24 protein-coding genes are annotated in these 26060 nt (G+C 47.8%); 3 read left to right on the top strand and 21 right to left on the bottom strand.

What is annotated here, in order from left to right; all coding sequences use genetic code 11:
• Positions 1 to 83: 83 nt before the first annotated feature.
• The 18 genes from AN477_RS07000 to AN477_RS06910 form a co-directional block, all read right to left on the bottom strand.
• The gene (locus AN477_RS07000; protein ID WP_054968457.1) at positions 84 to 719 is read right to left on the bottom strand and encodes an acetyltransferase; all 636 of its coding nucleotides are present in this window, start codon (positions 717 to 719) and stop codon (positions 84 to 86) included.
• A gap of 405 nt (positions 720 to 1124) precedes the next feature.
• Positions 1125 to 2144: an N-acetylneuraminate synthase gene (gene neuB, locus AN477_RS06990; protein WP_054968455.1), complete on the bottom strand. Its 1020-nt coding sequence runs from the start codon at positions 2142 to 2144 to the stop codon at positions 1125 to 1127.
• Between the two features lie 12 nt (positions 2145 to 2156).
• Positions 2157 to 3302 (bottom strand): UDP-N-acetylglucosamine 2-epimerase, encoded by a 1146-nt coding sequence (neuC, locus tag AN477_RS06985; RefSeq protein WP_054968454.1) that lies wholly within the window; start codon positions 3300 to 3302, stop codon positions 2157 to 2159.
• Positions 3299 to 3994: an acylneuraminate cytidylyltransferase family protein gene (locus tag AN477_RS06980; RefSeq protein WP_083486042.1), complete on the bottom strand. Its 696-nt coding sequence runs from the start codon at positions 3992 to 3994 to the stop codon at positions 3299 to 3301. The genes neuC and AN477_RS06980 overlap by 4 nt, the downstream gene beginning before the upstream one ends.
• Entirely contained in the window at positions 3991 to 5061 is a 1071-nt protein-coding gene (locus tag AN477_RS06975; protein ID WP_054968452.1) for a UDP-N-acetylglucosamine 4,6-dehydratase family protein, read from the bottom strand. The genes AN477_RS06980 and AN477_RS06975 overlap by 4 nt, the downstream gene beginning before the upstream one ends.
• A 12-nt stretch (positions 5062 to 5073) precedes the next feature.
• Complete coding sequence (locus AN477_RS06970; RefSeq protein WP_054968451.1) at positions 5074 to 5682, bottom strand: hypothetical protein; 609 nt, start codon at positions 5680 to 5682, stop codon at positions 5074 to 5076.
• Entirely contained in the window at positions 5679 to 6062 is a 384-nt protein-coding gene (gene fliS, locus AN477_RS06965) for a flagellar export chaperone FliS (RefSeq protein ID WP_054968450.1), read from the bottom strand. The genes AN477_RS06970 and fliS overlap by 4 nt, the downstream gene beginning before the upstream one ends.
• Positions 6052 to 7956 (bottom strand): motility associated factor glycosyltransferase family protein, encoded by a 1905-nt coding sequence (locus tag AN477_RS06960; RefSeq protein WP_169787857.1) that lies wholly within the window; start codon positions 7954 to 7956, stop codon positions 6052 to 6054. Before AN477_RS06960 ends, fliS begins: the two co-directional genes overlap by 11 nt.
• A 29-nt stretch (positions 7957 to 7985) precedes the next feature.
• Positions 7986 to 9773, bottom strand: coding sequence for a flagellar filament capping protein FliD (gene fliD / locus AN477_RS06955; RefSeq protein ID WP_054968448.1), 1788 nt, complete (start codon positions 9771 to 9773; stop codon positions 7986 to 7988).
• Between the two features lie 78 nt (positions 9774 to 9851).
• Positions 9852 to 10700, bottom strand: coding sequence for a flagellin N-terminal helical domain-containing protein (locus AN477_RS06950; protein WP_054968447.1), 849 nt, complete (start codon positions 10698 to 10700; stop codon positions 9852 to 9854).
• 83 nt (positions 10701 to 10783) lie between these two features.
• Entirely contained in the window at positions 10784 to 11683 is a 900-nt protein-coding gene (locus AN477_RS06945; RefSeq protein WP_054968446.1) for a flagellin N-terminal helical domain-containing protein, read from the bottom strand.
• A 17-nt stretch (positions 11684 to 11700) separates the two neighbouring features.
• Positions 11701 to 13068 (bottom strand): flagellar hook-associated protein FlgK, encoded by a 1368-nt coding sequence (flgK, locus tag AN477_RS06940; RefSeq protein ID WP_054968445.1) that lies wholly within the window; start codon positions 13066 to 13068, stop codon positions 11701 to 11703.
• An 18-nt stretch (positions 13069 to 13086) separates the two neighbouring features.
• Positions 13087 to 13374 (bottom strand): hypothetical protein, encoded by a 288-nt coding sequence (locus AN477_RS06935; RefSeq protein WP_054968444.1) that lies wholly within the window; start codon positions 13372 to 13374, stop codon positions 13087 to 13089.
• A 254-nt stretch (positions 13375 to 13628) separates the two neighbouring features.
• Complete coding sequence (locus tag AN477_RS06930) at positions 13629 to 14486, bottom strand: class I SAM-dependent methyltransferase (RefSeq protein WP_245631755.1); 858 nt, start codon at positions 14484 to 14486, stop codon at positions 13629 to 13631.
• 53 nt (positions 14487 to 14539) lie between these two features.
• Positions 14540 to 15598: a protein-glutamate methylesterase/protein-glutamine glutaminase gene (locus AN477_RS06925; RefSeq protein WP_054968442.1), complete on the bottom strand. Its 1059-nt coding sequence runs from the start codon at positions 15596 to 15598 to the stop codon at positions 14540 to 14542.
• Positions 15599 to 15610: 12 nt separating this feature from the next.
• Positions 15611 to 16402: a CheR family methyltransferase gene (locus AN477_RS06920; protein ID WP_211265973.1), complete on the bottom strand. Its 792-nt coding sequence runs from the start codon at positions 16400 to 16402 to the stop codon at positions 15611 to 15613.
• Between the two features lie 268 nt (positions 16403 to 16670).
• The gene (locus AN477_RS06915) at positions 16671 to 17285 is read right to left on the bottom strand and encodes a hypothetical protein (protein ID WP_054968441.1); all 615 of its coding nucleotides are present in this window, start codon (positions 17283 to 17285) and stop codon (positions 16671 to 16673) included.
• Positions 17286 to 17491: 206 nt separating this feature from the next.
• Positions 17492 to 18697, bottom strand: coding sequence for a sigma-70 family RNA polymerase sigma factor (locus tag AN477_RS06910; protein ID WP_169787856.1), 1206 nt, complete (start codon positions 18695 to 18697; stop codon positions 17492 to 17494).
• A 520-nt stretch (positions 18698 to 19217) separates the two neighbouring features.
• Here AN477_RS06910 and AN477_RS06905 point away from each other — a divergent pair.
• On the top strand, positions 19218 to 19400 hold the full coding sequence (locus AN477_RS06905; protein ID WP_054968439.1) for a hypothetical protein: 183 nt from the start codon (positions 19218 to 19220) through the stop codon (positions 19398 to 19400).
• Between the two features lie 476 nt (positions 19401 to 19876).
• Here AN477_RS06905 and AN477_RS06900 read toward each other — a convergent pair whose 3' ends face one another.
• Entirely contained in the window at positions 19877 to 21223 is a 1347-nt protein-coding gene (locus tag AN477_RS06900; protein ID WP_054968438.1) for an ATP-binding protein, read from the bottom strand.
• Positions 21224 to 21685: 462 nt separating this feature from the next.
• Here AN477_RS06900 and AN477_RS06895 point away from each other — a divergent pair, with 462 nt between their 5' ends.
• Entirely contained in the window at positions 21686 to 21922 is a 237-nt protein-coding gene (locus tag AN477_RS06895) for a hypothetical protein (protein WP_054968437.1), read from the top strand.
• Positions 21923 to 22369: 447 nt separating this feature from the next.
• Positions 22370 to 23383 carry a UDP-glucose 4-epimerase GalE gene (galE, locus tag AN477_RS06890; protein WP_054968436.1) on the top strand — a complete coding sequence of 338 codons (1014 nt, stop codon included), beginning with the start codon at positions 22370 to 22372 and terminating at the stop codon, positions 23381 to 23383.
• 165 nt (positions 23384 to 23548) lie between these two features.
• Here the strand turns inward: galE and AN477_RS06885 are convergent, their stop codons facing one another.
• A complete protein-coding gene (locus tag AN477_RS06885; protein WP_054968572.1) occupies positions 23549 to 24727 on the bottom strand; it encodes a M20 metallopeptidase family protein in 1179 nt (392 codons plus the stop codon).
• Between the two features lie 148 nt (positions 24728 to 24875).
• A complete protein-coding gene (locus tag AN477_RS06880) occupies positions 24876 to 26051 on the bottom strand; it encodes an amidohydrolase (protein ID WP_157061850.1) in 1176 nt (391 codons plus the stop codon).
• Between the last annotated feature and the right edge of the window lie 9 nt (positions 26052 to 26060).

The raw sequence follows: 26060 nt of genomic DNA, 5'->3' as shown, positions 1-26060 counted from the left end.
CAAACTATATCGATTTGGGACAAAATACTTGACTGATGTATCGCTTAAAAGAAGGTAAGGTGAACATTCCTTCTTAAAAGCTGTCATTCACAATGTCGAATTACACGGCATGGTGTTCCATATGCCAGCACTCCAGGACCGATGTCGTGAACGACGGTTGAACCCGCACCAATGTAGGCACTGTTTCCTATGCTAACGGTTTGAATCACCGATGAGCCAATACCAACATGTGCACTATGGCCAACGGATACTGCACCCGCGAGATGGACACCCGGGCAAATGTGGACAAAATCACCGATATGGCAATCATGATCAATGGTCGCTCCGGTATTCAGAATACTATGTGCACCCACTCGGATGTCCGGTTGCAAGACAGTACCAGCTGCTACGAACGTTCCTGCACCTATCTCCACCGAACTGCTGACCACTGCACTCGGATGTACAAGTACAGGGAAATCGAACTGTAAATGTCGGATCTTCAGGGCAATACTTTCGCGAATTTGATTGTCACCAATAGCAATAAAAGCGAAATCAACAGAGTCCCTTATATGTCCCAGCATCGCTAGATGTCCAATGACAGGGACGCCAAGTACTTTACCTCCAGACAGCTGGGGACAATCGTCAACCACACCAACCAACTCACATTCGGGGTAGGCGCGTCGAAATGAATCGATAACAACTTTCGCATGACCACCACCCCCAATAATGACTGTTCTCATGGATTCGCTCCACCGTCTCAAAATTTATCCTTCGACAGGAAACCGTGTCCTCGGTTGCGAGGCTCAGGAACTTGCACTTCCAACGATCTGGATAGATCATGAAGACATTCTCGGCAATATTTTCCGGACTGTATAAGACTACCGCACTTATTTTCACACGGATATTTAATGGCCGACTGAGGGCTCAGCATCAAGTGCCCTGCTTGAATCCATGCCACAATCCTTCCCGGGTCAACACCGGTATCTGAAACAGTTTCTTCCATAGATGCACCGCGATTAAAGCGCAGGTAGTCTCTTACATTTTCAAGATTCTCTCGGTCTTGCTTCAAGCAATCCGGACAGAATGCGGACGTGATCCGCAAGTAGATCTTCCCACATTGAACACAATTCGATAACCCTTTCAAATCACTCGGCATCTGTCTTGGCTCCTTTCAATAGCTCCCATGTAACAACTGTGTCTTTTGGCACCGACTGAATGAGAGAGAAACCTATCACATCAGCGGATTGCATAGACGAGATACCGTAACCCGGGCGCTTCGCGGTAAGGTCTGTAGCGGTAATGATATCCCCAGCTGTCATTGAACGGGTAAAGACCAGACTCTTGCGGGCAACATCACGATTACCTATCTCTGCAGGAGAGCATTGCTTGCGTGAAGTACCTAACGCCATTTCTACGTTCCGTACGGCCTCGACCATCGCTTTAAACTCCGGTGGTTCCAAAGATGCTTTATGATCTGGGCCGATTGCAGAACGGTCATAAGTTAGATGTTTCTCAATGACTGTGGCTCCTAAGGCTACTGCCGCCACTGCAATCTCGATCCCCTCCGTGTGATCCGAATACCCTACAGGACAATCGAAGGCATGTCTCAGCGTCAACATGCTTCGCAGGTTCACGCTTTCAAACGGTGTGGGATAGGATGTTGTACAGTGCAATAATGTCACGTCGTTTTCGATGAGAATGGATAGTGCCTGTTCAACTTCGCCAAGTGAGCTCATCCCTGTTGACAAAATCACCGGTAACCCCGTATCAGCAACCGTTTGAAGTAAAAAGCGATTTGTAATTTCACCTGATCCGATTTTAATGGTCTTAACCCCGATAGACTTTAGAAAGTGTACGCTCGCGATGTCAAACGGGGACGACAAGAACTCTATCTCTCTAGCCTCTGCATAATTTTTTAGTTCGACCGTTTCTTCGTTGGTTAGTTCGAGCCGCTCGAGCATATCGAACTGACTCAAATGAGGATCGTTATCCATTTGGTAGGATGCTTGTTTCGCCTTCCTCGTCACCAACTCGGCAGTTTGGAACGTTTGAAACTTGACCGCGTCTGCCCCCGCTGCTTTCGCAAGACCCACAAGTTTCTTGGCGGTTTCCAATGAACCATTGTGATTGACTCCAATTTCAGCAATGACAAAACATCGAGTCACCTATATCACCTTCTAAAAGGAGAGTTGTTTCTGTAATAACACCTCGTTAATTCGCGTTTCTGCCAGTCGCTTTGCAATCCGTACACCGGCTTGCCCATCTCCGTATGGACTCTCTAGACCTCTGACGTACTGGCGATACTCCGCGTTATACAGCGCGATTGAGATTGCTCTGCTGATTTCCCCTTTCCGATGGTCTACGAATTGGATGTTGTCCGCATGTTCACGCCCCTTATTCCTCATACCTATGTGTACCATCGGGAGACCAAAAGACGGCGCTTCGAGTAGTCCGCTGGACGAGTTGCCAACGAGAACGCTGGCATGCTTAAGGAGACTTAAATATACTCTTTGTGGAAGTGATGTCTGGACGCTGAATAGAGGGTGGTCCTGATATGGGACTATCGCCTGGATAATCCCTTCTGATCCGCTGTCGTTATTCGGATACACGACTATTGTTGGTAAATTAAACTCCGCAACGGTTTCCAAAGTTAATTGCATTTGTCGATAGGCATCGTCACTTTGCGAAGTTACGCTATGTTGCGCGCACAAAATATAGGGTACGGTGACGTCAAACGACAGGATGCCTGATAATGCCGCTCTCGAGTATAGTTTCTCATTCAGAATGGTATCCAATGCGGGAGCACCAACGCATTCCACCCGCCAAGGTTCCTCACCCATCTTTAACAGCCTGTCTGCACTCTGCTTGGAAGCGGCAAAATGCAGATTAGAGAATCTCGTCAGAGCGTGCCGAATTTGTTCATCGATGTTCGCACCATTTGTTCTATCTCCACCGTGAATGTGTGCCACTGCAATCCTTGACAATGCAGCAGCCTGTGCGACAGCAAATGGCTCTAACCTGTCACCAAGCACGACAATCCAGTCAGGACGGTACTTGGCAATAGTTTCATCAAAACCGGTTATCGCACGTGCCAATGCAGGCGCATGAGATTTATCCTCATCGTTGTACATGGGTACCACTGCTTCTACGTCCCAACCGTCCCGACCAATTTCATCTATTGTGTATCCAAACCGTTTCAGAAGGTGCATCCCAGTAACCCAGAGGTGAAGCGTCAAGTCTGGATGATCCGATATGGCTGATAACACGGGCTTTAGAATACCGTATTCTGAACGCGTTCCCGTAACAACAGCCACCTTTTTCATAGGACCACACCCTCTACAATCCCATGCGCCATCACCAGTTCCGCAAGTTGAAAGTCAAATTCAGTGTCAATGTCAATCGAACGTTCTTCAGGCATTTCGATAAAATACTTGGGTTTCTTTGTCACGCCGTTCACAATGCATTCCGATGAATAAACATATACAGCGCCGTTGAGCGCATAGACCGGGGTAAGGTCTTGGCGTCGCGAAATCACTGCTTCTTCGTATGGTACAAGTCGATCATCTGCAGCATGAAAGCACCAATTTGGATGATATTTCGACTTCACAACAGAAACAACCTCGTCACACTGGGTAGTTTGATACAACTCAATTGCGTGATTTACGTCGTCTAGTGTCCGAAATGGGGAAGTAGGTTGAAGAAGTAATATAAAATTCGGCTCGTAGCCTTCTTCTGTAAACAAACGATAGGATAAATCCTGCAAAACTTGCATGGTAGACGTATCATCCTGTGCAAGTGCCGCGGGACGAAGCCAAGGCACCTCCGCTCCTGCTGCTCTTGCAATATTAGCGATGTCGTCGTCATCTGTACTCACAATGACGCGGTCAATGTACGGGCAAGCCAGGGCTATAGAAATCGAATATTCGATCAGTGGTCGACCAGCCAGGAAGCGAATGTTCTTTCGTGGAACACCTTTGGAGCCCCCGCGTGCAGGTATCACAGCTAGCCCTCTCATGAGACATACACCCGGTCTTTAACACCCGGTACGAAAACGCCTTTTTCCGCAAGAATTCGTTCCACCACGGGTGCAATCAATGCTGCGACTTCCTCGGGCGTCGCCACGGGAGCAGAAGCAGTATCGTAGAGTCTGGACCACGATGATTCTGGACGATGTGCAAAATTTTCCCATCCATATGAATCTGCTTTCCATTCTGGCTTAATCACGTACATGTCATTCAACCGATAGGCGCGTGACAGTTCTTCATCGCCGATCAGGACTTCATTCAGCTTCTCACCGCGTCGGATTCCAACAACCGATGTTGAGACTCCAGGCAAACCAAACTCCTCAGACAGGATCGCAATTGTCTGCATTGCCAGGTCTACCACACGGATAACCGGCATTTGTAAAATGAATGTCTCTCCCCCTTCCGCAATCTCCCCGGCCTGTAACACAAGCTTAACTGCGTCAGTGATCGACATCATAAATCGTTTCATTTCCAAATCAGTTACAGGAAGGTCCTTGTGCTGAAGAACATGATCGACAAACAGCGGCAGTACAGACCCCCGAGACCCCATCACGTTCCCAAATCGAACACAGGAAAAGACGGTTCTCCGATTCCCTTTGTAAAGATTCGCAGAACTGAGGAGTTTCTCCGCAAGTAATTTCGTGGCACCCATCGTGTTGGATGGACTAACTGCCTTGTCTGTGGAGACGCCTATCACGCGTTCCACACCGCAGTCTAATGAAGCTTGAATAACATTCTGTGTGCCGATAATGTTTGTTTTTACAGCTTCGAACGGATTGAATTCACAGCTTGGCACATGTTTTAATGCACTCGCATGGAATACAACGTCTATTCCATCCATTGCAAAACGTAGTCGTTCAAAATCCCTAACGTCGCCGACAAGGTATCGGACTGTCAAGCCGTATGAGGCTAATTCATGTTGAAGGTCAAACTGCTTAGATTCATCCCTACTGTAAACGCGCACTACGTTCGGCTCTTGTTTCAGCACTTGGCGAACAATTTCACTGCCGATTGATCCTGTACCCCCCGTAACAAGAACGTTTCGACCTTTCAGCACGCAAATCCATCCTTAATGTAAATTCAATTTTTGTTTCATGTGTTCTAACTCCATCTGGTGCTGGAACACTTGTACTGATTGATGCCAGGACAAGAGAAGCGGAAGAAGTTCATGCTTCAGAAGATCATGCAGTGCCACAAAATCCACAGATTCAACGGCTTGTTTAACGGCATCATATGTTTCCTGGGTGCGATTGTACATTTCACAAACCAAGATGTCCTTCTCAGGTGCCATCGCGTCAAAGTTTCGAAGAACACCAAGATGCCAATCAAGGATCCCTGCAGATTTCTGAAGCCATTCGACACCCTCGACATTGCGGAAGTCTGCAAATGCCCGGACACTCGATTCAATGGCTCCAATGAGACGTGGTATATATTGGTTTGATGACTCCATCGTATCTTCAATTAATTCGTCCAAGGAGTTGTAAGTAAAAATTTCCACCTGTGATTCCTCTGCAAAATGTCTGTTAAAAATATCCGTAAGAACTGTGCTCTCACCATTGACCATGACAGTCTTCACATACCGTTGTTCGGTCTGCAGTTCCAGAATACGGTCCCGCAAAGACGTCAGCGTATTATCAATGGGTTGAAGCACGCCATCTATGACAAGCGACAAGGTCAACCATTCCCCTCTTGAATCAATTGCTTTTCGAGTGTGTCCCATGTATCACGCATCTGCTTCACCAACGGAATCAACTCATGAAGGGGTTCAATTGACTTGTCTATGTTGGCCCGCGTGAGAAGGATGTACCAGTAGGAATATAGCGTGTCCAAGTTGCCAGTGAGGTCCGGTGTATGGTCATGTACGAGAGAACTCCGCAAGTGTAAAGCAATGTTCTGTGCATATTTCAGGTTTTCAGACGCTACATCATATCGCTTATCGTCAATAGCCTTCATTGCAATCTTGGCAAAGCGGATTAAGCCGTCATGCAACATGATTAACTTTTGCCCCTGTGATGCGCTTTCGATTTGCATTTCCAGATATTCTTGACTAGCATTCATCCATACTAGCCTCCCCTGTTTGATAGGTCTGTTTCAACACGGCCAGCCCGCGGCGATGCAGTTGTACCGTGTCTTGCGCCACTCTATAAAAATCACGAAACAAATCAAGGGTTCGGTGGGCAGATGCGATGGCACGTTCTCTTTCGGTCAGTGAGTCTCTCCCGTCCTCCATCACAGTCTCAACCAAATGATCCTTCCAAGCCGTTTTGTGGGCCTGTCCGTTGATGAATGTGAGGGCATACTGTAAGCGCATGGTCTTCGCGTACCCTTTCTGAATAAACGACACCATCTCGGGAATATCAGCGTATTTTCCGTCCGCAATAGTCAAAACGAATTGCTCTAGTCGTTTTATCAAAATCGCACTTAGATTGACCAACCCCTTGGTTTCGAAGTACGAGCGTTTAATATTTTGCGTAGTCTGAGCAATCAGGGCGGGATCAACAGGTTTAGACGCGAGCAACTCCATCCAAGCTTGTGTGTTGGCATCGTTGTCACAATAACGGTCAATGACTTCACGAAGAGTAGAGATCTGAAATCCCTCTTTTAGTGCCCCGCCTTCTGTTGCATTGATATACAGTCGACCATCGGTCGACTCTTTAGCCTGACGCTCAAACCATTGAAGATAGTAGTAATAGTCACTAGTTGTATATGTGGTACTACCATTGAGGTCAGTGACCTCAATCAATTGTCTAGTTTTCTTTACATCTTCTACAGTTCGATCGTCGTGTATGGCTCCTTTGGCGTAGTACATGCCACCGGGATAAGACAAGTCAACCCCGATGAGAATAATGGGATTGGCTCCGATACGACGAGCAAAACTGAACGCGAGTGTCGCTACAGAACCACCTGATACGATTGAAGCCTTCTGTTTTCGAAATGGGCTAACTTTGTCCCACCAGTTTTGGTGAAAATCAATTGTTTCGATAAAAATTTTATTGTTTTTATGATTAGCTATAATGTCATAGTGAGAATAGTAATCAGCTAGCAAAGGGGCATCCGAATAATCGATCCCCGCCATATGTTCCGCGTTGGCAGGGGTTCCATCTACAGTCACAATCAAATCCGGAACAATGTCATGTCGTTTCATTATTCTGTATGCTGTATCACAGCATACAATCAGTGCTCTACCCTTCGCCCTATGCAACAAATGGATATTTTTCTCAAGTGATGGGCCAGCTCCGACAATAATCACAGGCTTTTTCATCCAGCTATCTTCTAGGTCGGTGATAACCTTCGAATTTATGAAATAGGGGATATTAAGCATAAAATTTTCTGCCCAATATTCCTCATACAAGGCAGCAGTATGAAAGTTCGAAATGAGTGTACGAAACAACCACGCGAGATGCTCCTTGACGCCCTTGCAAAATTGAGATTGTAAAGTCCCCTCTACCGGATGTTCAAAGACAGTAAAGGTTGGCATCTTCTTGGGATGGCGTGTGACAATCTCATTCAGAAATCCGTGCACTACCTTTTCATCCGAATCAACTGCGAAAATCAACCGATAATCTGACAAAACTCCACTCAAATCCCGAGACTGCAAAACCAACTTTAAATGCTCCGGTTTGCTTGATACAAGCACAACAAACGTCTTTGAGGAAACGCGCTTCAAAATCTCCTCAACGTGATAAAAGCCGGCCTCCCCAAGCACGAAGCAAAGAGACGACGTGGTATCGTGCAAAAGTCGCTCGCACTGTCGTGCTGCTTCCTCTTCAGGAGCGTAGGCGCTGGTCAGATGCATCCAGCGCCTGTCATGTTCATGTCGATAATACATAACCCCTGTTGAAGACCGTTCACATTTACGATTGGTAGGAAACTCACAATTTGCTATCAACTCTGCAATCATCTGAGCATTATTGTTTCCTAAGGATTCCAGATTGCGTTCTAAGAAATTCATCATGTACCACCATTCATTTCTCTTATGGGTTACCCTCCTATTGCGGACAGCTCTTGTTGTGTCATGGTCATCTGCTGTTGGTAACTCTGCAGGGCTGAGAATTGCTTTGCCAAGTTTTGCTCGTAGTCTTGTGCCTGTGTATAAATGTTAGACTGTTCTTGTTCAAGACTCTTGATGTCATTGTTATACATGTCCTGTTGCGCCTGAACGACACCCTCACCCATCGAGGAATAAGTACTGAGTGGATTGAGATTGTTAATGGTTCCTGTGTACTCGGTCAGATGGTTGTTCAAGGTTGTTGCAATACTAGAAAAGATAGTTCGTACTTCTGCCGGGTTCGCTGTGAACTGTTGAATTAACGTATTCGTGTTCAGATGCAGCGAATTCGTTGTTCCCGGTGCGGAACCAATCGGGCCAGTGGAAAGCCCCAGTCCCATAGCAGTCGTTTGTGCATAGCCTGCTTGTTGAGCGGCAGGGACAACACTTAAAACATCGTTCATGATTTGCGTACCGAATAGATTCAGCTGCGAATCAGACTGCAAATCGCCGCCTTTTCCGGTGTATTTCTCGATTTCAGTGTACAAATTGTTGAAATCACCAACAAATTGGCTAATTGCTTTTGTAAGCGAATCCGTATTTTGCTTCACTGTTAAGGTACCTGTTGTATTGGCCACAGCACTATTCGCAAACGTAAAATTCACCCCAGGAATGGCGTTTGAAATTGTCGGCGTCGGACTACTGAGACCGGAGTTGCCGCCAACTTTATAGACCCAATTTGTGCCTGCAGATGAGGTCCCCGCAAGACCAAGTGCTTTGGCAATGGTGCTATTCGTTCCATCTGCCACGGTGATTGGCTGTGCAGAATTAGATGTCAACGTGATTTTATCCTGAATCGGGTCGTAACTTGCTGTGACTCCGGCTGTCGAACTATTGATGTTTTGCATCAAGGATTCAAGAGAATCGGACGCGGTATTGTAGTTAATGTTCACTCCATTGACAACAAGAGTACTGATCCCACCAGATGGTGTAGATGTCACCCCCCCTGCCAAGTTGGAGGACTGCAGTGGTTGCTGCAACTGCGCCACTCCAACCAGATGGCTGGTTGTGGAACCTCCGACCGATGCCGAGTTACCATTTAAGCCAACGGCCTGAAAGAAGTTACTCGTGTCACCAGGAGATCCGAGAACAACACCTCCAGCCGCCGTGCTCGCAACGGACACTGTAATTTGATTCGAGGAGTTCAAAGCGAATGCAACTTGTCCTCCAGTGAGATTTGTTAAGTTTTGGAGTGTCGTTCCCAACGAATCCGCAGTGTTAACTTTATAGCTCTCGGTTGTACCACCGTACGTAAAACTTATAGTTCCACCAGAAATCGGTTGGGAAAAGACGGATTGACTGAGCAAAGTGCTCGAAGTTGCCGCTTGTCCAATAGCCCCGTTGATTCCTGTTGCCGAACTGGTCATTGAGGCATCGGTGCCAGCCTTTTGCAATGTAATATTATACGTGCCAGGGCTAGCACCACTTTGTGCCGTTGCACTTGCTAACGACCCTGTTGCAATTGTGGAAAACGAATTGTAGGTCGAAAGGCTCGCGAGCCCCGCGAGATCATTTTGCAGTGAATTCGCCATACTTGCAATATTCGACCAGTCATTGATATACAACTGGTCTTGCTGAATCGTTGTATTAAGTGCATCTCCAGGCGCTTTTTCTGCTTGATACAGTTGGGAGATGATGGAGGAGTAATCGATACCCCCCATCATCGAACTGAGAACCTGCATCCCGCCCAAGTTGAGCGACGATGAACCAGAAACCGACATGAGTCTATCTCCCTTCTTTCATATGCAAAGGGGGCACCCCAAAAAGGAATGCCCCGTTTCGCCCAACCTGTAAAAATACTACTGAAGCAGGTTCAGAATCATGCTGGAGTTCTGGTTTGCGTGCGACAGCATGCTCATACCAGCCTGCACGAGAACCTGTTGTTGACTGTACTGCGTCATGGTCGAGGCCATGTTTGTATCAAGAATGCGGCTTTGAGCAGTGGTTAGGTTGTTGCTTTCTGTTCCAAGGTTCTGAATGGCGTAGTTCAGACGGTCTTCAACAGAACCCACGTTTGAAAGAAAACCTGAGACCTGGGACAAAGCCTTATCAATTGCAGAGAGAAGTTGGTTTGACGCTGAGACGCCCTTCGAGCCACTCGTTGCCAAGGAAGATACGAGTGTGCCAGTTATACCAAGTCCGGAGGCACGCAGGTTAGTGCCAGTGGTTTTCAGTGATATTGTTTGGTTTTTGTTCGCTCCCACTTGAAACGAGATACCTGTACTTGCAAGACCTGTTAACAGGGTTTGAGTGTTGAACTGAGTGGTGTTCGCAGTGCGTGTGATTTCCTGCTGAAGCTGTTTTAACTCGTCAACGATGTCAGAGCGATTACTCGCAGTTTGGGTGTCATTAGCCGCCTGAAGTGCCAATTGGCGCATGCGACCCAGCATTGAATTAATGGTGTCTGTACCTCCTTCCATTGTCTGTAGCATGGACAGGCCATCCTGAGCATTCTGCGAAGCCTGATTCAGGCCCGTAATCTGGTTGCCCATGCCGTTTGAGATGGCAAGCCCTGCTGCGTCATTGGCGGCGGAGTTGATTTTGTAGCCGGATGACAATTCTGTGGAAGACTTGTTCATTGCTGCAAAGCTGTTCCCCATGTTAAAGAGAACCGTATTTGCTGCATTGTTAGTTTGGACTGAAAACATTTGTAGTTTCCTCCTTGTTTGAGAAGTGATTTTATTCTAACAAGCATGAAGCCTGTGAGAACCGATAGAAGGTAGCCGATTTATTAGGGAAGTACGCTTGCCAAGGTCGGGAGAATCATTTTTGCACCAACATTTAGCGCCGCCGTGTACACAGTTTGCTCTCTGGTCAACGACGTAATGACGTCTGCCATGTTAGCATCTTGCAACTGACTCTGTTGATTTTGGAGTGTCAACAACATGCTTGATAGTTGAGAGTTGGCTGCCTGTGCGCGGTCCATGCGCCCACCGAGATCGGACTGGACTGCAGTAACATTGGAAATATTCGAATCCAGGTTGCCTAAGTCGGTTTGCAAATTAGATTGATTACCCGCGCTCAAATCCTGATATATATTTGTCAAATTCTTCATCAAATTTTGACTTGCTGAAGAATTTCCATTAAAAACAGCAGACACATCCGTATTGACTTGAAGTTTTGTGCCATTTCCGATATTCGTATTTTGCGATTTGTTGTTTCCGCCCCATAGAAATCCAGATGTAACGTCACCAGATAGAGGGGCTGAGTTGCCATTGGTGCCTGCAAAAATATACTGTTCACCATTACTCGTGTTGGCAATGGATTGAACTGAGCCAATGTACTGCTTCACAACAGTTGCCATCTGCTGTAAGTCTTGTGGGGTGTTCGTACCGTTTGTCGCAGTGACCAACTGCGTACGGATTTTTCCAAGCATAGATTGGAGCGAACCAATCGCATCGCTCGCCACTTGCATGGACGATGTAGCAAATTTCGCGTTATTAATCCACTGCTGAGTGTTTTTGATCATGCTCTGCGTAGCAACGTCTGCCGAATAACCCACTGGATCATCAGACGGCTGATTGATTCGGTTTCCAGTACTCGCTTCCTGTTCTGTGTTCTGCAGCTTTTGCATAATGTTCGTCAGGTCATTGAGGTAATTCGCAGTCATACCAAATGTCGTTACACGCACAAGCGACAACACCTTCCTTAGGCGTTTTGAATCAGGGTATTCAGCATGTTCGCATATACAGAGATTAATTTGGAAGAGGCCTCATAGGTTTGTTGGTACTGAATCATATTGCTCATTTCTTGATTGATATCGACTCCGCTAATCGCGGTTTGTGTATTTTGCAGTTGCGTAGTCAAGTTACTGTAAGTCTGTTGTTGGTTATTCGCACTCTGGACATCGTCAGCAACTTGACCCACGTATCCGGCATATGTGCTGTCATAATTCCCTGTTTGCATCAGTTGGGAAATCGCGAGCGCATTACTGCCGTCCGTTGGAGAGCCTGCGGTTTGTGCCGCAGCAAGATTAGCGGCACTAGCTTTTGAGTCAATTGTGACTGCATTGGTTGTACTGTTAATGTCAAACAAAGGAACACCGGTGGTTGAACCGTCTGCACCGTATCCACTTTTTTGATAGCCGTTTACGTCATTCGCAACCTTCGCCAACAAACCTTGCATTTCGGAGGCGACGTGTGTTGCGTACCCTTGCATGTAGTTGTAACCCGCCAAAGAACCGTACTGATTGTTCTTAAAGTTGGCGACATCCCCCACAGTAAGAGGATGAGGTGTTGTCCCATTATCGATCAACGTGTTTGTGGTTACTGCACCCGTTGTGGGATTTTTTGTGTCATACGTCACGCTCATGTCTGTAACATTCGGATTCGAAGAATCCTGTGAGTACGTGACATTGATCGGCATCAAGTTAGACAATTGATTCAATAATGCATCCCGCTGGTCTTCTAAGGAAGATGCGTTGGCACCTATCTTTTGTGCGTTCTGTATTTGAGTATTCAGTTCAGATATATTTTTTGCGATGGTGTTTGTCGTGCTAACTCCTTGAGAAACTTCATTTTGGTACATCGTAGAACTTTGGGTCAAGTTATTGTTCATCGCATTAAAAGCATCGATCATATTCTGAGCTGATTCCATAACTGTGGCTCGGACACCAGAATCGGTCGGGTTCTGAGATAACTGATTCCAGTTCGAAAAAAATGTGTCCATTGCACTGCGCACAGACGTCCCAGAAGGTTCATTGAATACCCCTTGAAGGTTCGTCAGCGCGGTGTTCACTTGGCTCCAATAACTATTTTGAGAGCTATTATCACGTAGCTGTGCGTTGATATACTGATTCGTTTGCCGCTGTGCGCCCTTTGCATCTACGCCTTGCCCCATGTAGGTATAGTGGTCAGTAAAGGACTGAATTGAGGAAGCATTTGTTTGTTGAACCGTCTCACGCGCATAACCAGGCGTTTGAGCGTTCGCGATATTGTTTGATGCGATATTCATCCCTATAACCGAAGCATTGAGGGCAGAATCCGCAATGTTAATCGTAGAGAACGTTGAACTCATTGGAAGTATCGCCTCCCGTCAGCATGAAGCTTCATGGCCATACAGTACCTGAAGTACTGTACTGTTAATGGACATGGCTTGTTGCAATAGCTTATTGTTTATTTCTAGTTGCTCCATCCAACGTGGAACGCACGTCTTGGCCTGTGCACGAAACGAAACATCAGTCTTAGACTTTCGAACAATCTGGAGAAGACACAGTTGTTGTCGATCCGTGATTTGCGAAATTCTCTCAACATCGTTTACGATCAGCGCCTGTTCCATTTCTACCAAGAGGTTCTCGAATTCGGCCAACAACTCGTACTCCATCTCCCCAAAAATCCTGTTCATTCAAAAGCCGTTTTCAGTTGTCTATCCGTCCAATCATCCATCACAGTGCAAATTCGTTATACAACATCTTTCCTTGCAATAGACACATCGCAAATCCGCTAAACATTTCGTGGTGAAAACAAAAAACCAACGTCTGCTAGGAAGACGTTGGTGTATGAAATCACGTCAATCGAAAAATCCAAATCCGTTTTTTTGTCGCAAGCCCGCTTCAAGAGCAGAACAGTCGGCGAAGACTAAACTTTCTTTGCAATGACTACGACCTCACTGTTTGTGCGAAAATGCGGTCCAACGTTAGACTGCTCGAGTTCCAACATATATGTGTCAAACTCGATCTCAGAAATAAGCCCTTCTCTGACAAGAGACTCTCGTTCACGATGAAAATGTGTCATCAACATACTAGTGGGCAAAGAATTGGGTTCAGACACAGAATATCCGGCAGATGTTTGAATCATAGTTCCAACGACCTGGAACCCGGCGGCACTCGCGTAGTGGGCTAGTTTACGACCAACTAAGCGGTCTCCTCCACGTCGTAATTGAAGTTGACGGTAAGCCTCCATGAGCTCCAAATATGCTTTAGATGCCGGATATGTCAAAGATAATTGGTCATCGACATCTATCAGACAGATATACCCGTCCCGAGATACAACTCGATTCAATTGCAAAAGTGCATCTTCTGGACGTGTTAAGTGTTGAAACAAGAAACGTGATAACACAAACTGAAATGAATGATCGGGGTAGGGAAGATCATACGCATTACCTTCTTCAAATGAAATGGTCCCTCTGCCGTTGAAGAAGTCGTTTTCGTTTAGAATAGACCATATTGTGCGCGAAACCTGAAGCTTTTCAGAGTCGTAATCAACCCCACGAACATGGCAATGACGCTGACACGCAATATCAAACGCAGATCCGCCAAATCCGGTCCCTAAGTCCAATATATCCCATCCGTCTTGGATTGGAAGTGCGCTAAGAAATGCCCTGCGGGATGGAGCCGTCAGCATGGTTTGTTCGAACAGCCAGGCATCAGACTGGCCGGACACACTTTGCCGCACCTTGGCATATGCCTCGTCAACAAGGAGATAAGGGTCAGTCACGTTTAACAAAGCTGAGTGCCTCCTATTTGTACTTCACTATATTTGGTATTACGTCACCTCTGAGGATCTGCGACCTGCATAATCTTCGAAGCAATTTGATGAACAGGCACAACATAATCGACGCAGTTCATAGAAATCGCTGATTTTGGCATACCAAACACAACACACGTTTCTTCAGATTCTACAATCGTCGAGGCGCCGCTTTGTTTGGCTTGTGACATCCCCTTCGCACCGTCACTCCCCATACCGGTCATAATAACGAGGTGACGCGTGACTCTTTTGAGCAGAGCCAACGACTCGAAGAGTACGTCCACCGACGGGCGATGCTCATTGCACTTTTCGCCTTCGTTCAAAGCAATTTGATACTGTCCTTCCTTTTCCACCACAGTCATATGAAATCCACCGGGTGCGATATAGGCAGTTCCGTTATCGACTCGTTGACCGTGCTTCGCTTCGACGACCCGTATCGCACAAACGGTGTTTAGACGGTCGGCAAGAGATTTCGTAAACTTGGGCGGCATGTGTTGGACAATGACAATCGGAAAGGAGATAGAGTTTGGCAGTTCCCGAAGGACTGTCTCCAGAGCGCGCGGGCCGCCTGTGGAGGTGCCAATGGCCACAATTTGGGATACCCGAGTGTTTGGCACTCTTGTATTGTTCGAATAAGTTCTGTGCACTGCAGAGGGCGTTACAACTTGGGCGGTGCCCAACCTGTGAACCCCGGCTTTAGCAGCCAGTTTTACCCGTGTAATCAGTTGCGGCCCCAGTTCGGTAATCTCCCTCTGGTTTCCTGGCTTCGCTAAAAAATCAAAAGCACCGTTCTGGAGAGCATCCATCGTGGCATCTGCCTCTTTTGTCGTGAGGGTGCTTAACATGATTACTGGAGTGGGGTGTTCCGCCATAATTTGCTTCAAGGCAGAGATGCCGTTTAGCTCTGGCATTTCTATATCCATAGTGATTACGTCGGGGCTTAACTGATGTGTACGCGCGACTGCATCTTTACCGTTCCGCGCTGTTCCTATGACCTGAATGCTGGCATCTTCCTGAAGCATCTTAGTGAGCATAACGCGCATGAATGCTGAATCATCGACGACAAGAACTCGAATCGTCATGTGAACCACCCTTTATAGCTTCTTATAGAAAAACATCGCCGTCGACTCCAAACCGTAGTCGGCAGGGTTAGAGATCTGTTCTACACCACCAACAAACAGATATCCGCCTGGCTTCAATGATTTGGAAAACTTATGATAAATACGTGTTTTGGCTTCGTCGGTGAAGTAAATGACAACATTTCGACATACAATCAAATCATATCCACTCTCGTATGGGTCAGTAAGCAAGTCATGCTGACGAAATCTCACGCGGCCTTTAATGGCCTCGGCAATCCGATAGCCGTCATTATCCATGGAAAAGTACTTGGACAGTTTGTCCTGCGGCACCTCTCGAACTGCTGAGGCTGCGTACTTGCCAATCTTCGCCTTGTCAATCACGGCAGAATCGATATCCGTTGCATGGACTTCGATATTTTGTAGGGGGAGGAAATCTGAAACCGTAAGCACAATGCTGTATGGTTCGTCTCCTGTAGAACAAGCCGCGCTCCAACACTTAATTCTCGAAAGTCCAGATCGAAGAATTTCAGGCAAAATTTGTCTTCGTAAGACCTCCCAGCGTCCAGGATTACGATAGAACTCAGTTACGTTAATGGTTAACTGATCAATAAAGGCATCATAGAGTTCTTTGTCTCGCTCCATGGCTCGGTAGAAGGCGGCGAATGAATGGAATCCCTTTCTCTCACGCAGGCTCGTAAGCCTGCGAAGAACCTGACCTTGCTTGTAAGACAGGAGATCGACACCTGTCTTTTGCTTCAACTGCCTTGCAAACTCCACAAAATCAATATCGCTTTGGAAGTCTTGCACTCCCAAGCATCATCACCTCAGTCTCATATTCAACCGCTACTCGCCAGTGATTACACAACTCTCAAGAAGGCGTACCGAAGCAGAGCCGTGTCTAATGTCCTATCTCACAGAACGCGGAGTATGCAACAACAGCCTCGCAGCCGAGTTCACATTGCTGCTCGTGTCAGTCCTCAGATTCAAAAGCATGGAGGATGGAAGAAATGCTTCCTCGACATTGAAGCTCGTCATTATAGACCCTGTGTTCACTTACAGTGTTGTTTGACTTTATTTATTTATGACGGTGAACAACATACTCACCGTTTAAAATAGATTTGTAGCAAAGCAATTTTTTCTTTACCCGTGCTGCGAAATGTCCAGTTGCCGAACGGTAGTGCAGAGACAGCATATCGATAAACGGTTTCTGTATGAGTGCTCCATCAGCATCTGAAAGTGCTCGTATCAACGTAACTGAGCTTGTATGAATTTCAATAAACGCAGGTAAAAAGACTACCCGAAGATGCGTGTCTTCTACTCCGACATACCCGTAGGGCATTTCCAGTTGATCTCGTTCATCAATGGTAAGCCGTATCGTTTCTACTTGTTGGTCTTTATACCGCTCGACGATAAGATCCGCGAGCTTCTGAAGCAGTTCAATGAGAAACGTGGGACTATCTGTCGTTCCTAGGCTATAAGTTTGTAATAGCGACACAAATAGAAGATCATAAACGGCCTGATGCAATGATGTCGGCCGCGGAATCACGAGACCTGCATCTGTATAGCTTACATAATCGCGTTCCGTGTCAACTAACAGCGGTTGCTGCTGAGACTTAAGACTTCGGAAAGGTCTCGTTAAAATTACTGCAAGGTCAAGAATTTCTTCGGTACCCTGAAACCGCACCGCCATCCATACGGCTCCCTTCTCAGACATAGCCCGTGTTACAAACTATGGACAATAGATCTATCGCAGATTGTCAAATAGCGCTTATGAATCCACTGAGAGGGTACCATCGAATGGACAAACACGTAGCATTGATACGACAATATGCACGCGTTTTCTTCCCATGTCTAACGTGGCTTTCGAGATGATACACAAAAGACGCGCTTGAGGATTCAAGCGCGTTCATCGATTTCTTCTCGATAGTGTAATAGGTTCATACTGATTGATGGATGGCGTAGAGTATGGCAAGCATTGTCCAGGATTTGCCGAACCCGTTCTCGCGTGATTCCATAAACTTTAGCGATTTCCTCAAGGGTGACCGGCTCGTTTGGATGTACATCTCGGCCGAGTTTCATCTTCGCATGCAGTAGTTCATCTTTGGTGCGGAAAAAACCATATCTGAGTCTTATAATGTCTTCCTCACGCTGATCGAGTCTACCTAGCAAGTCTGTCAATTCTTCAGACAGTGAAATCTGCATGACTTCATCTTCTACATCCGCAGGATCTGCAAGCACTTCCTCAAGCAGAAGGTCCTCACTTGATGCATGTACGGGTGAGCCAAAGTAAACTGTCTCTTTATGTATGTCAACGATTTTCATCAGTTTATACTCCGGCATCCCCATTAACTTTGCCCATTCCTGAAGCGTAATTTCACGCCCGAGTTCTGCTTCTTGTTTATTTTTGAGCTTAATTGCCTTTTGATAGTTTAGATTTTTGTTTTCAGGTACATGTTGCAAAAATCGATTTTTATTTCGAAACCGTAAGATATTCCCACGGATACACTGAACGGCATACGTTGAGAATTGGTTACCCTTGGTTACGTCAAATTTTTCAAGTGCAAGCCATAATGCCGAAAGTCCTTCCTGAAGATCATCCTCGCGGTCACGTGCCGGAGTATAATTCGCAAAGCTTCGCATTTTTTCTAAGACAAAAGGAACTAATCGCTGATTCGCGATAAACAGCGTGTTTTTTATCTGACTCTTACGTTCAAGGGATATTGCCTCATCAGCCAACTCGTAAAAAAGCTTGGTGACTTCACTTGGTTCAAGTATTCCGACCTCTTCCGAATACTCTTCTACGACAGATTCAAAGTCTGGAATCGACTCTTGAATTTGATAGCCCTTCTCTTCAATAAGGCTCTGATAATATTCTCGCTCCGCCTGGGTATTAATTTTGAGGTCAAACAACACTTGAAGCCAATCCGTCTCGGTGATGGTCTTCTTGTGCGCGTAAGCTTGAATTTCTTTCAGGACTTGGCATTCGTACGGTTTTAAGATGTCCCACAGTCCAATAGACCTGGCCACCCCAACAAAGTGTCGATATGCCTTAGCAGCAACCTCTACGGGAGTGCAAGAAAGTATCTGAATAAAGTCGTCCATCTCCAGCATTTCTTGGGGCGACGACATCAGATTAGGGAAACATGTACGGAGCTGATACTGGATTCGCCTCCGGTCATGTGTATGGGACTGTGTTTCATAGTATCCCGCCTCATAGATAAGCAAGAACACCAGTACCTTCTTCTGGTCAACTGGCAGGTCGGACGGGATATAAATACGTGGGAATTCTCTCTCCAAGTGCTGTTACCACCTTGTAACCCCAGTTCCTCCTGAAACACTAAACCGTAAATAAAACATGGTTTTATGAGGAAAATGATCTATATATTTAAACTTTAGTATAGGTAGCACTGATAAACTCGTCAATACAACATTTGTCGATCTTTATGGCATTTAGACATTTATTGTCGAAAAATGGGGATTTTCTACAAACGCTTGCTTCAAGACGATTCATTGGTAGAATACTTCCTAATTACCTATGCACTAAAGGTCGTCTCTAATCTGTCAACTCCGTAGTGATTCACGTCTTGACTAGATAAGACCACGTGTGTAGAGGAGGCGCTGTATGAGGGATCACTTTCAAGTGGATAAACATGAGTTGGAGCACAAAAATCTGCACATGATTGTTCAGCCTGTTCAATTCGGAGTACTCAAAACACCTTCAATTGAGTATGTTTGCTTCTCTGAGCAACAGCGAGAAACCATCCTCCAGCAAGAATTGCAGTGGATTCTCGACCACAGATCATGAAATACGCTAAGACATGGTATATGAAGACCAAATGCAATCAGTGCGGTAATGTAGGAGTATATCAGATTCCGCACAGCCTAAACTATCATTGCCCAGTGTGTGCTGCGACTGGACTTTTACAAGATGACATGTTCACACTTCTACCGCAATGTGATATGAAACCTGTACCTGGCGAGTGGTTTCAGTATCCTTGTCCCGAGTGTCACCAACAAGGTATGGTCTATCGATTGGATCCTGCAGGGCTTGTACAATGTCCAAACTGCGATCACAAACTATGGTACAAGTTGCCCCCTCCACAGAAACGAATCGCATCGACTGTGCGTTAAAAGCCCTCTAAGCGTGCTCTTGTCGGTTCACCTTGACTTTCGCCGAAGTCTAGCGTCTACTGCAACAGGCGAAATGTGAGATTTGCGAACACCTCCACGCCCACCGGAAGTGCTTCTTCCATAATGGCGAACTTGGGATGGTGATGTGAATCATCCAACGTATTGGCCAATCTTGTCTCGTTGTTCCCCCACCTCACTTCGCGGAACAACACGGAGACTACTCACAGCAGGAAATTCTAACCGAACCGTCGTGCCCTCACCAAGGGTACTAGCAAACTGCATACGCCCCTCGTGCTGTTCGACAATCTGCCGGCACAAGTGTAACCCTAGACCGGTGCCGTGCTCCTTCGTCGTAAAAAAGGGCTCGCAGATGCGGTGCAATGCATCGTCTGTCATGCCCATTCCCGTATCCTGAATCCGAATCACAACCCATGAATCTCTGGTCTCAGCAGCAAATGTGACCTGTCGCCGCTCACTCACGATAGCATCCATTGCGTTTCGGACCAAGTTTATCAGCAGTTGTTTCAGCCTATTTTCATGGCCCATGATTTTTACATTCAGCTCGCCAAAGGCGGATTCAAATACAATATTGCGCATTCTTGCCTCAGGGTCGAGAAATCGTGTCACCTGACTGAGCACCGCGCCGACGTCCACCAACCGCATATCATCAATTTGCGGTTTTGCTAAAGCGAGCATCTCGGTCACAATATTGGCGATCCGATCGAGTTCACTGGTCATGATCCCTGCGTATTCCTTTTGTTTTTCCGGCTTGCTTGTAGGAATTATGTCAAGAAACCCTTTGACAGCGGTAAGCGGATTGCGAATCTCGTGTGCGACGCCTGCAGCCAATTGACCAACTGCGGCAAGCTTTTCAGACTGGAGCCACCGCTTTTCAGTTTCGACCTCATCTGATACATCACGTATTGATGCGGCCCACCCAATCAGCGTCCCTCGCGGGTCACGAATCGGAAACGCCGAAATGGAAACAGGAATCGGATCGCCTGCTGCCGTTTGTCTGGTTGTACGGTACCTGACTACGTTTTGACCTTCAATGACTGACTTCATGACTTGTTGTGACTCGAAGAGAAACTCAGGAGGTATGACTGGGAAGTCAAGTAATCGTTCACCAAGCACAGTTCTTCGCGGGGTCTTGTAAAGTTCTTCGAATTGGGTGTTGACGTTCGTAAACCGCCCCTCCAAGTCAAACATGCAAATGGCATCCGGGTGATGTTCAATAAATGTCTCTAATTCGGTGACGACAAGTTGATAGTTGTGCTCTGTTTTCGTGAGACGTCGGACAAACTGAGTTAAAAGCCAAACTGTAAAGATGTAGAGGATGAGGCTTCTTCCGGAGATAAAGTAGACATCACTGCGACTCAAATGATGTGTCCAGACGTGATAGAGATAATCTGTCACGATGGACAATATCGGCAGACTAACGGCATATAGCCAAATAAAGAACCACGTTCTTTTGCTCCACCGGATGCGGCTTCTCATGAATACCCCATTCCCTGTCCGAGTCATGTATACTTAAGGATAATTATGTATCATTGTCGAATATTTTCATAGACAAAAGTGCAGTGAGCCAAGCCATATGGTTGGCTCACTGCACAGTTTATGTCGAATTTTCCGCGGTACTCCAACAAATCTTCAGCTTATTAAAAATTACTGAGAATGGTGTTTTTGCATAACTTTATACCAATCGCTAACATGCACCCGTAGATGCTATGAATCCCATACTCCACGGGAAACGAGGCAGCCGTCCGGGGGACCGTCGGCTGAATCTGCTTCTGTAGTCAGACAACTGAAAGTCCAAGAGAATCCCTCTCTCGTCTATGCTGCGCAGCGATGAGGCATTTGTATATTTGGCGATATATTGGTAGTCTTTCAAAACTGGTGGACAATTTTTGTCTGGAACAATGTCCGCGAGTTTTATAAAAATTGAAAGGTGGTAGTTGAATGAATGTATCTGGAGCAACTTCGCAAGCAAGTTTAGCCCTCTCTAGCCTATTACATGGGTCGTCTGCGCAACATGGGGCTTTGTCGCGAGTACATGATGGCGATGGAGATCACGGTATCGAACCACAAAAGGGGTCGAAGGCACACGACGGTGACGGAGATCATGGTATCGAACCGACCAAGAACGCTCCGGCTCAAGAATCCGGTAAAGGTCAATATGTGAACCTTTACGGTTAAAGATTGTTGTTCTTCAAAACAGAACAAACAATGTAAGACGGTGTCGATGATGACGCCGTACCCCAAGCGAGTTTGTACACCCCCGCGCAGAAATGTGCGGGGGTTTTCGTTACACTTCTCGTGTTAAAGTTCTCTCTAGGTTGACACCTTGAAAACACCCAAGGTTTTTTGTGATGCCTGATACATTTTATTCTGCAGGGTTAATTGTTTTATGATAGGGCTTAGGTGACTCCGAGGGGACAATGCAGTTCTTAAGTCTCAATGCAGCCCTGAGATCTTAACGCGGCTGTTAGGTCTTAAAACACTTCTACTGAATACGCTTTGAAGTGGACACTCTTTGAATAGATGCATATTTATAAGCATGCGAATTTAGTCAATGCGAATTTAATCAATGCAAATGAGAGCTCTCAATTTTGATCACCTATTTTTGAGAGAGGAGGGTTAGCGATGACCATTCTCGTAACAGGTGGAGCTGGCTACATTGGTAGCCATACTTGTGTTGCCCTGCTCGACGCAGGATACGATATCGTCGTAGTTGACAGTTTTTCAAACAGCTTTCCGAAGTCCCTGGAAAGAGCGAAACAGATTACCGGGAAGGAATTTCCGGTACACCGGACCGACCTGCTCAATGACACGGCGCTGTACGAGGTTTTTCGAGGTAACAAGATAGATGCCGTGATCCACTTCGCTGGGCTGAAGGCAGTCGGGGAGTCAGTATCGGATCCGCTTCGATATTATGAAAACAATATTGTTGGCACGTTGAATCTCCTCGCCAACATGCAAAACTTTGGCGTGAAACAGATGGTGTTCAGTTCCTCAGCCACGGTGTACGGCATGCAGAATTCAATGCCCGTCAAGGAGGACACGCCTCTCTTTCCCACGAGCCCCTATGGGCGGACAAAGATGATGCTCGAGATGATCATCTCGGATATGGTTACTGCCAACCCGGACTGGGGTGTTGCATCGCTTCGGTACTTTAACCCGATTGGCGCTCACCGGAGTGGGCGAATTGGAGAAAATCCGAACGGTATCCCAAACAACCTTTTACCGTTTATCTCACAGGTCGCGGTTGGGCGACGGCCTTATCTGACGGTCAACGGGGATGACTACCCGACACCAGATGGAACCTGCATTCGCGACTATATTCACGTAATGGACTTGGCAGAAGGGCACGTACACGCGCTCAGGTATCTAGAGACCGCGAAAGGCATCGAGACTGTCAACCTGGGAACCGGTAGGGGATACAGCGTGCTCGAGGTGCTGCACGCTTTTGAGAAGGCATCCGGGGTGAACATTCCGTATCAGATCGGCCCCCGCCGTCCGGGGGATATTCCCATCAGTTATGCAGACGTCAGCAAAGCACATACACTCTTAGGATGGAGTGCCAAGCGTGACCTTGCGGAGATGTGCATGGATACATGGCGGTGGCAGGCCAATAACCCACATGGGTACGACAAGTAATGGCAGCTCTGTGCGAACAGCCCCCCCACAGCCGGTAACAGGCTGACAGCCGCTTATTACTCTCGCTCGCGACTGGCGGCACTCCGCCCATTAGCAGACACCAGGAGCGGCTTCATCGACATCACCGCTGCCCCTCCTGGTGCGTGCCACCTACCGCCACTTGCTCTAATCTTGCAGCAACCGGAACGCGAGGTTTACAAACGCTTCTACACCAACTGGAAGTGCATCTTCGTTAATGGCGAACTTCGGATGGTGATGCGGATGCCAGGACTCCTTCGGCCCGTAGCCTGCGCCCACCTGAAAGAACGTCCCTGGTGCAGCCTTCTGGAACGCGGAGAAGTCCTCTCCGCCCATCGTCGGCGGGCCGTTCACCACGCGCTCCTCACCAAACACACCCTTCAAGGTCTCCTCGACAATCTTTGTGACTTCGTCATCATTGACGACCGGATCGTACCCGCGAGTGTACTCAAATTCATACGTCGCGCCGTGCGCAGCGGTCACACCTTTGATGATCCGCTCCATCCACTCCGGCACATTGTCACGGAGCGCCGGGTTGTAGCTGCGAACTGTGCCGCCGAATTCCACGCAACCAGGGATGACGTTGTCTGCCGTCCCGCCCATAATCCGCGTCACGGACAATACGAGCCGGTCAAGCGGGTCCTTGTTCCGCGAGACGATGTGCTGCAGGTTGGTGATGGCCTGCGCGGCGATGAGCACGCTGTCGACTGTCGTGTGTGGATATGCTGCGTGTCCGCCGCTGCCGATGATCCTCACATGGAACGTATCCGGCGCCGCATTAACGGGCCCGGTCTGAACCGAGACGATGCCTGGTTCCATCATGGATTTAAGGTGGATCCCGATGACCTGCCCCACACCTTCCATCACACCAGCCGCAACCATCTGGCTTGCGCCTCCTGGGAACAACTCCTCCGCGTGCTGAAACAAAAAGCGCACTTCGCCGACGAGATGCTCCTTCAACCCTGTCAGGATCTTTGCCGTTCCAAGCAGCATCGCCGTATGTCCGTCGTGGCCGCAGGCGTGCATCACACCCGGGTTGCTCGACTTAAACTCAAAGCTTGTGTCCTCAAGAATCGGCAGTGCATCCATATCCGCCCGAATCGCGAGCACCTTGCCTGGCTGCTTGCCAATCAAGCGGGCAACCACGCTGGTCTTGGTAGGGCGGGACAGCTCGAGCCCACCGAAGGACTCAAGGATGTTGTAGACGTACTGAGAGGTATTCTCCTCTTGGAAAGACAGCTCCGGGTTTTGATGCAGGTGGCGGCGCCAGCCAATCACGTCGTCTTTTACACCCGCGACCAGCTCAGAGATGCTTTGCGGAGTCATTGTTAACATGGGCAAGTCTCCTCTCAATTTCCATAGGTTTCATTGTAACGGTTTAATATCAAAGGCTTGATGTCAACGACTTTTAAGATACCGTTTTCACCGTCACGGGCCTGCCTGGCCAGTCGTCACAGGCCTCCCCGGCGAGTCGTCACAGGTTCAGTGCTAACGTGACAAACGCCTTGACGCCGACTTGAAACGCACTTTCATCCAGCCAGAACTTCGGATGGTGATGCGGGTAGAGTAGTCTTTTACTCGCATCTCCCGCTCCCAGATGAAAGAATGTCCCTGGCGCCTCGGTGAGGTAGCCTGAGAAATCCTCCCCACCCATCCCCGGTGTGGATGGAAGTACGTGTTCCTCCCCAAACGCCTGCTTGAGGACATCTGAAACCCGCTCTGACAAATCCTGATCGTTGATGAGCGGACTGTACCCGCGGCGGTAATCCAGCTGAAACGTGGCGCCGTGTGCCTCCGTGATCCCCCCGATGATCCGCTCCATGAGCCCTGGTACGGAATCGCGCAAGGTCGGATTGTAGCTGCGGACGGTACCACCGAGCTCCACCGTTTCCGGGATAACGTTGTACGCGGTCCCACCGTGGATCTTCGTGATGGTGAGAACGAGCGGATCGAGCGGGTCCGTATTGCGCGAAACGATACTCTGCAACGCAGCGATAACCTGACCAGCAACAGCGATGCTGTCTACGGCGGTATGCGGATGCGCCGCATGTCCCCCGCGGCCGCGAATGGTAATATCGAAGCGATCCGACGCTGCGTTAATGGGACCCGCACTGACGCATAGGCGTCCGCTTTCCATGAGGGAGCGAACATGGAGCCCGATCACGTGATCGACCCCGTCCATCACCCCCGCCCTCACCATCTCCACGGCGCCACCCGGATGCAGCTCCTCCGCGTGCTGAAAGAAGAACCGGATCTCCCCCCGCACGTGTTCGCGAAGCCCCGCCAACACCTTTGCCGCACCGAGCAGAATTGCCGTGTGTGCGTCGTGTCCGCAGGCGTGCATGACGCCAGGAGAGACCGATTTAAACTCGAAGTCCGTTTCTTCATCAATCGGGAGCGCATCCATATCCGCACGAATCGCGAGTGTTGCACCTTCACTTGATCCGATGAGCCGCGCCATCACACTGGTCCTCGTCGGGCGGGTGATTTCGAGACCCCCAAACGAGCTCAGGCGTTCAAACACGTAGTCCGCGGTATTGACCTCTTCAAAGGACAATTCCGGGTGTTGATGCAAATGCCGTCGCCAACCGATGACCTCATCGGTTACTTCGCTGACCAGCGCATCAATATCCGTCAACTGAACAGACACTTGTAATCC

This window comes from Paenalicyclobacillus ferrooxydans (genome assembly GCF_001399675.1).
Taxonomy (GTDB): domain Bacteria; phylum Bacillota; class Bacilli; order Alicyclobacillales; family Alicyclobacillaceae; genus Alicyclobacillus_B; species Alicyclobacillus_B ferrooxydans.
This window is presented reverse-complemented; position numbering and strand designations above follow the sequence as displayed.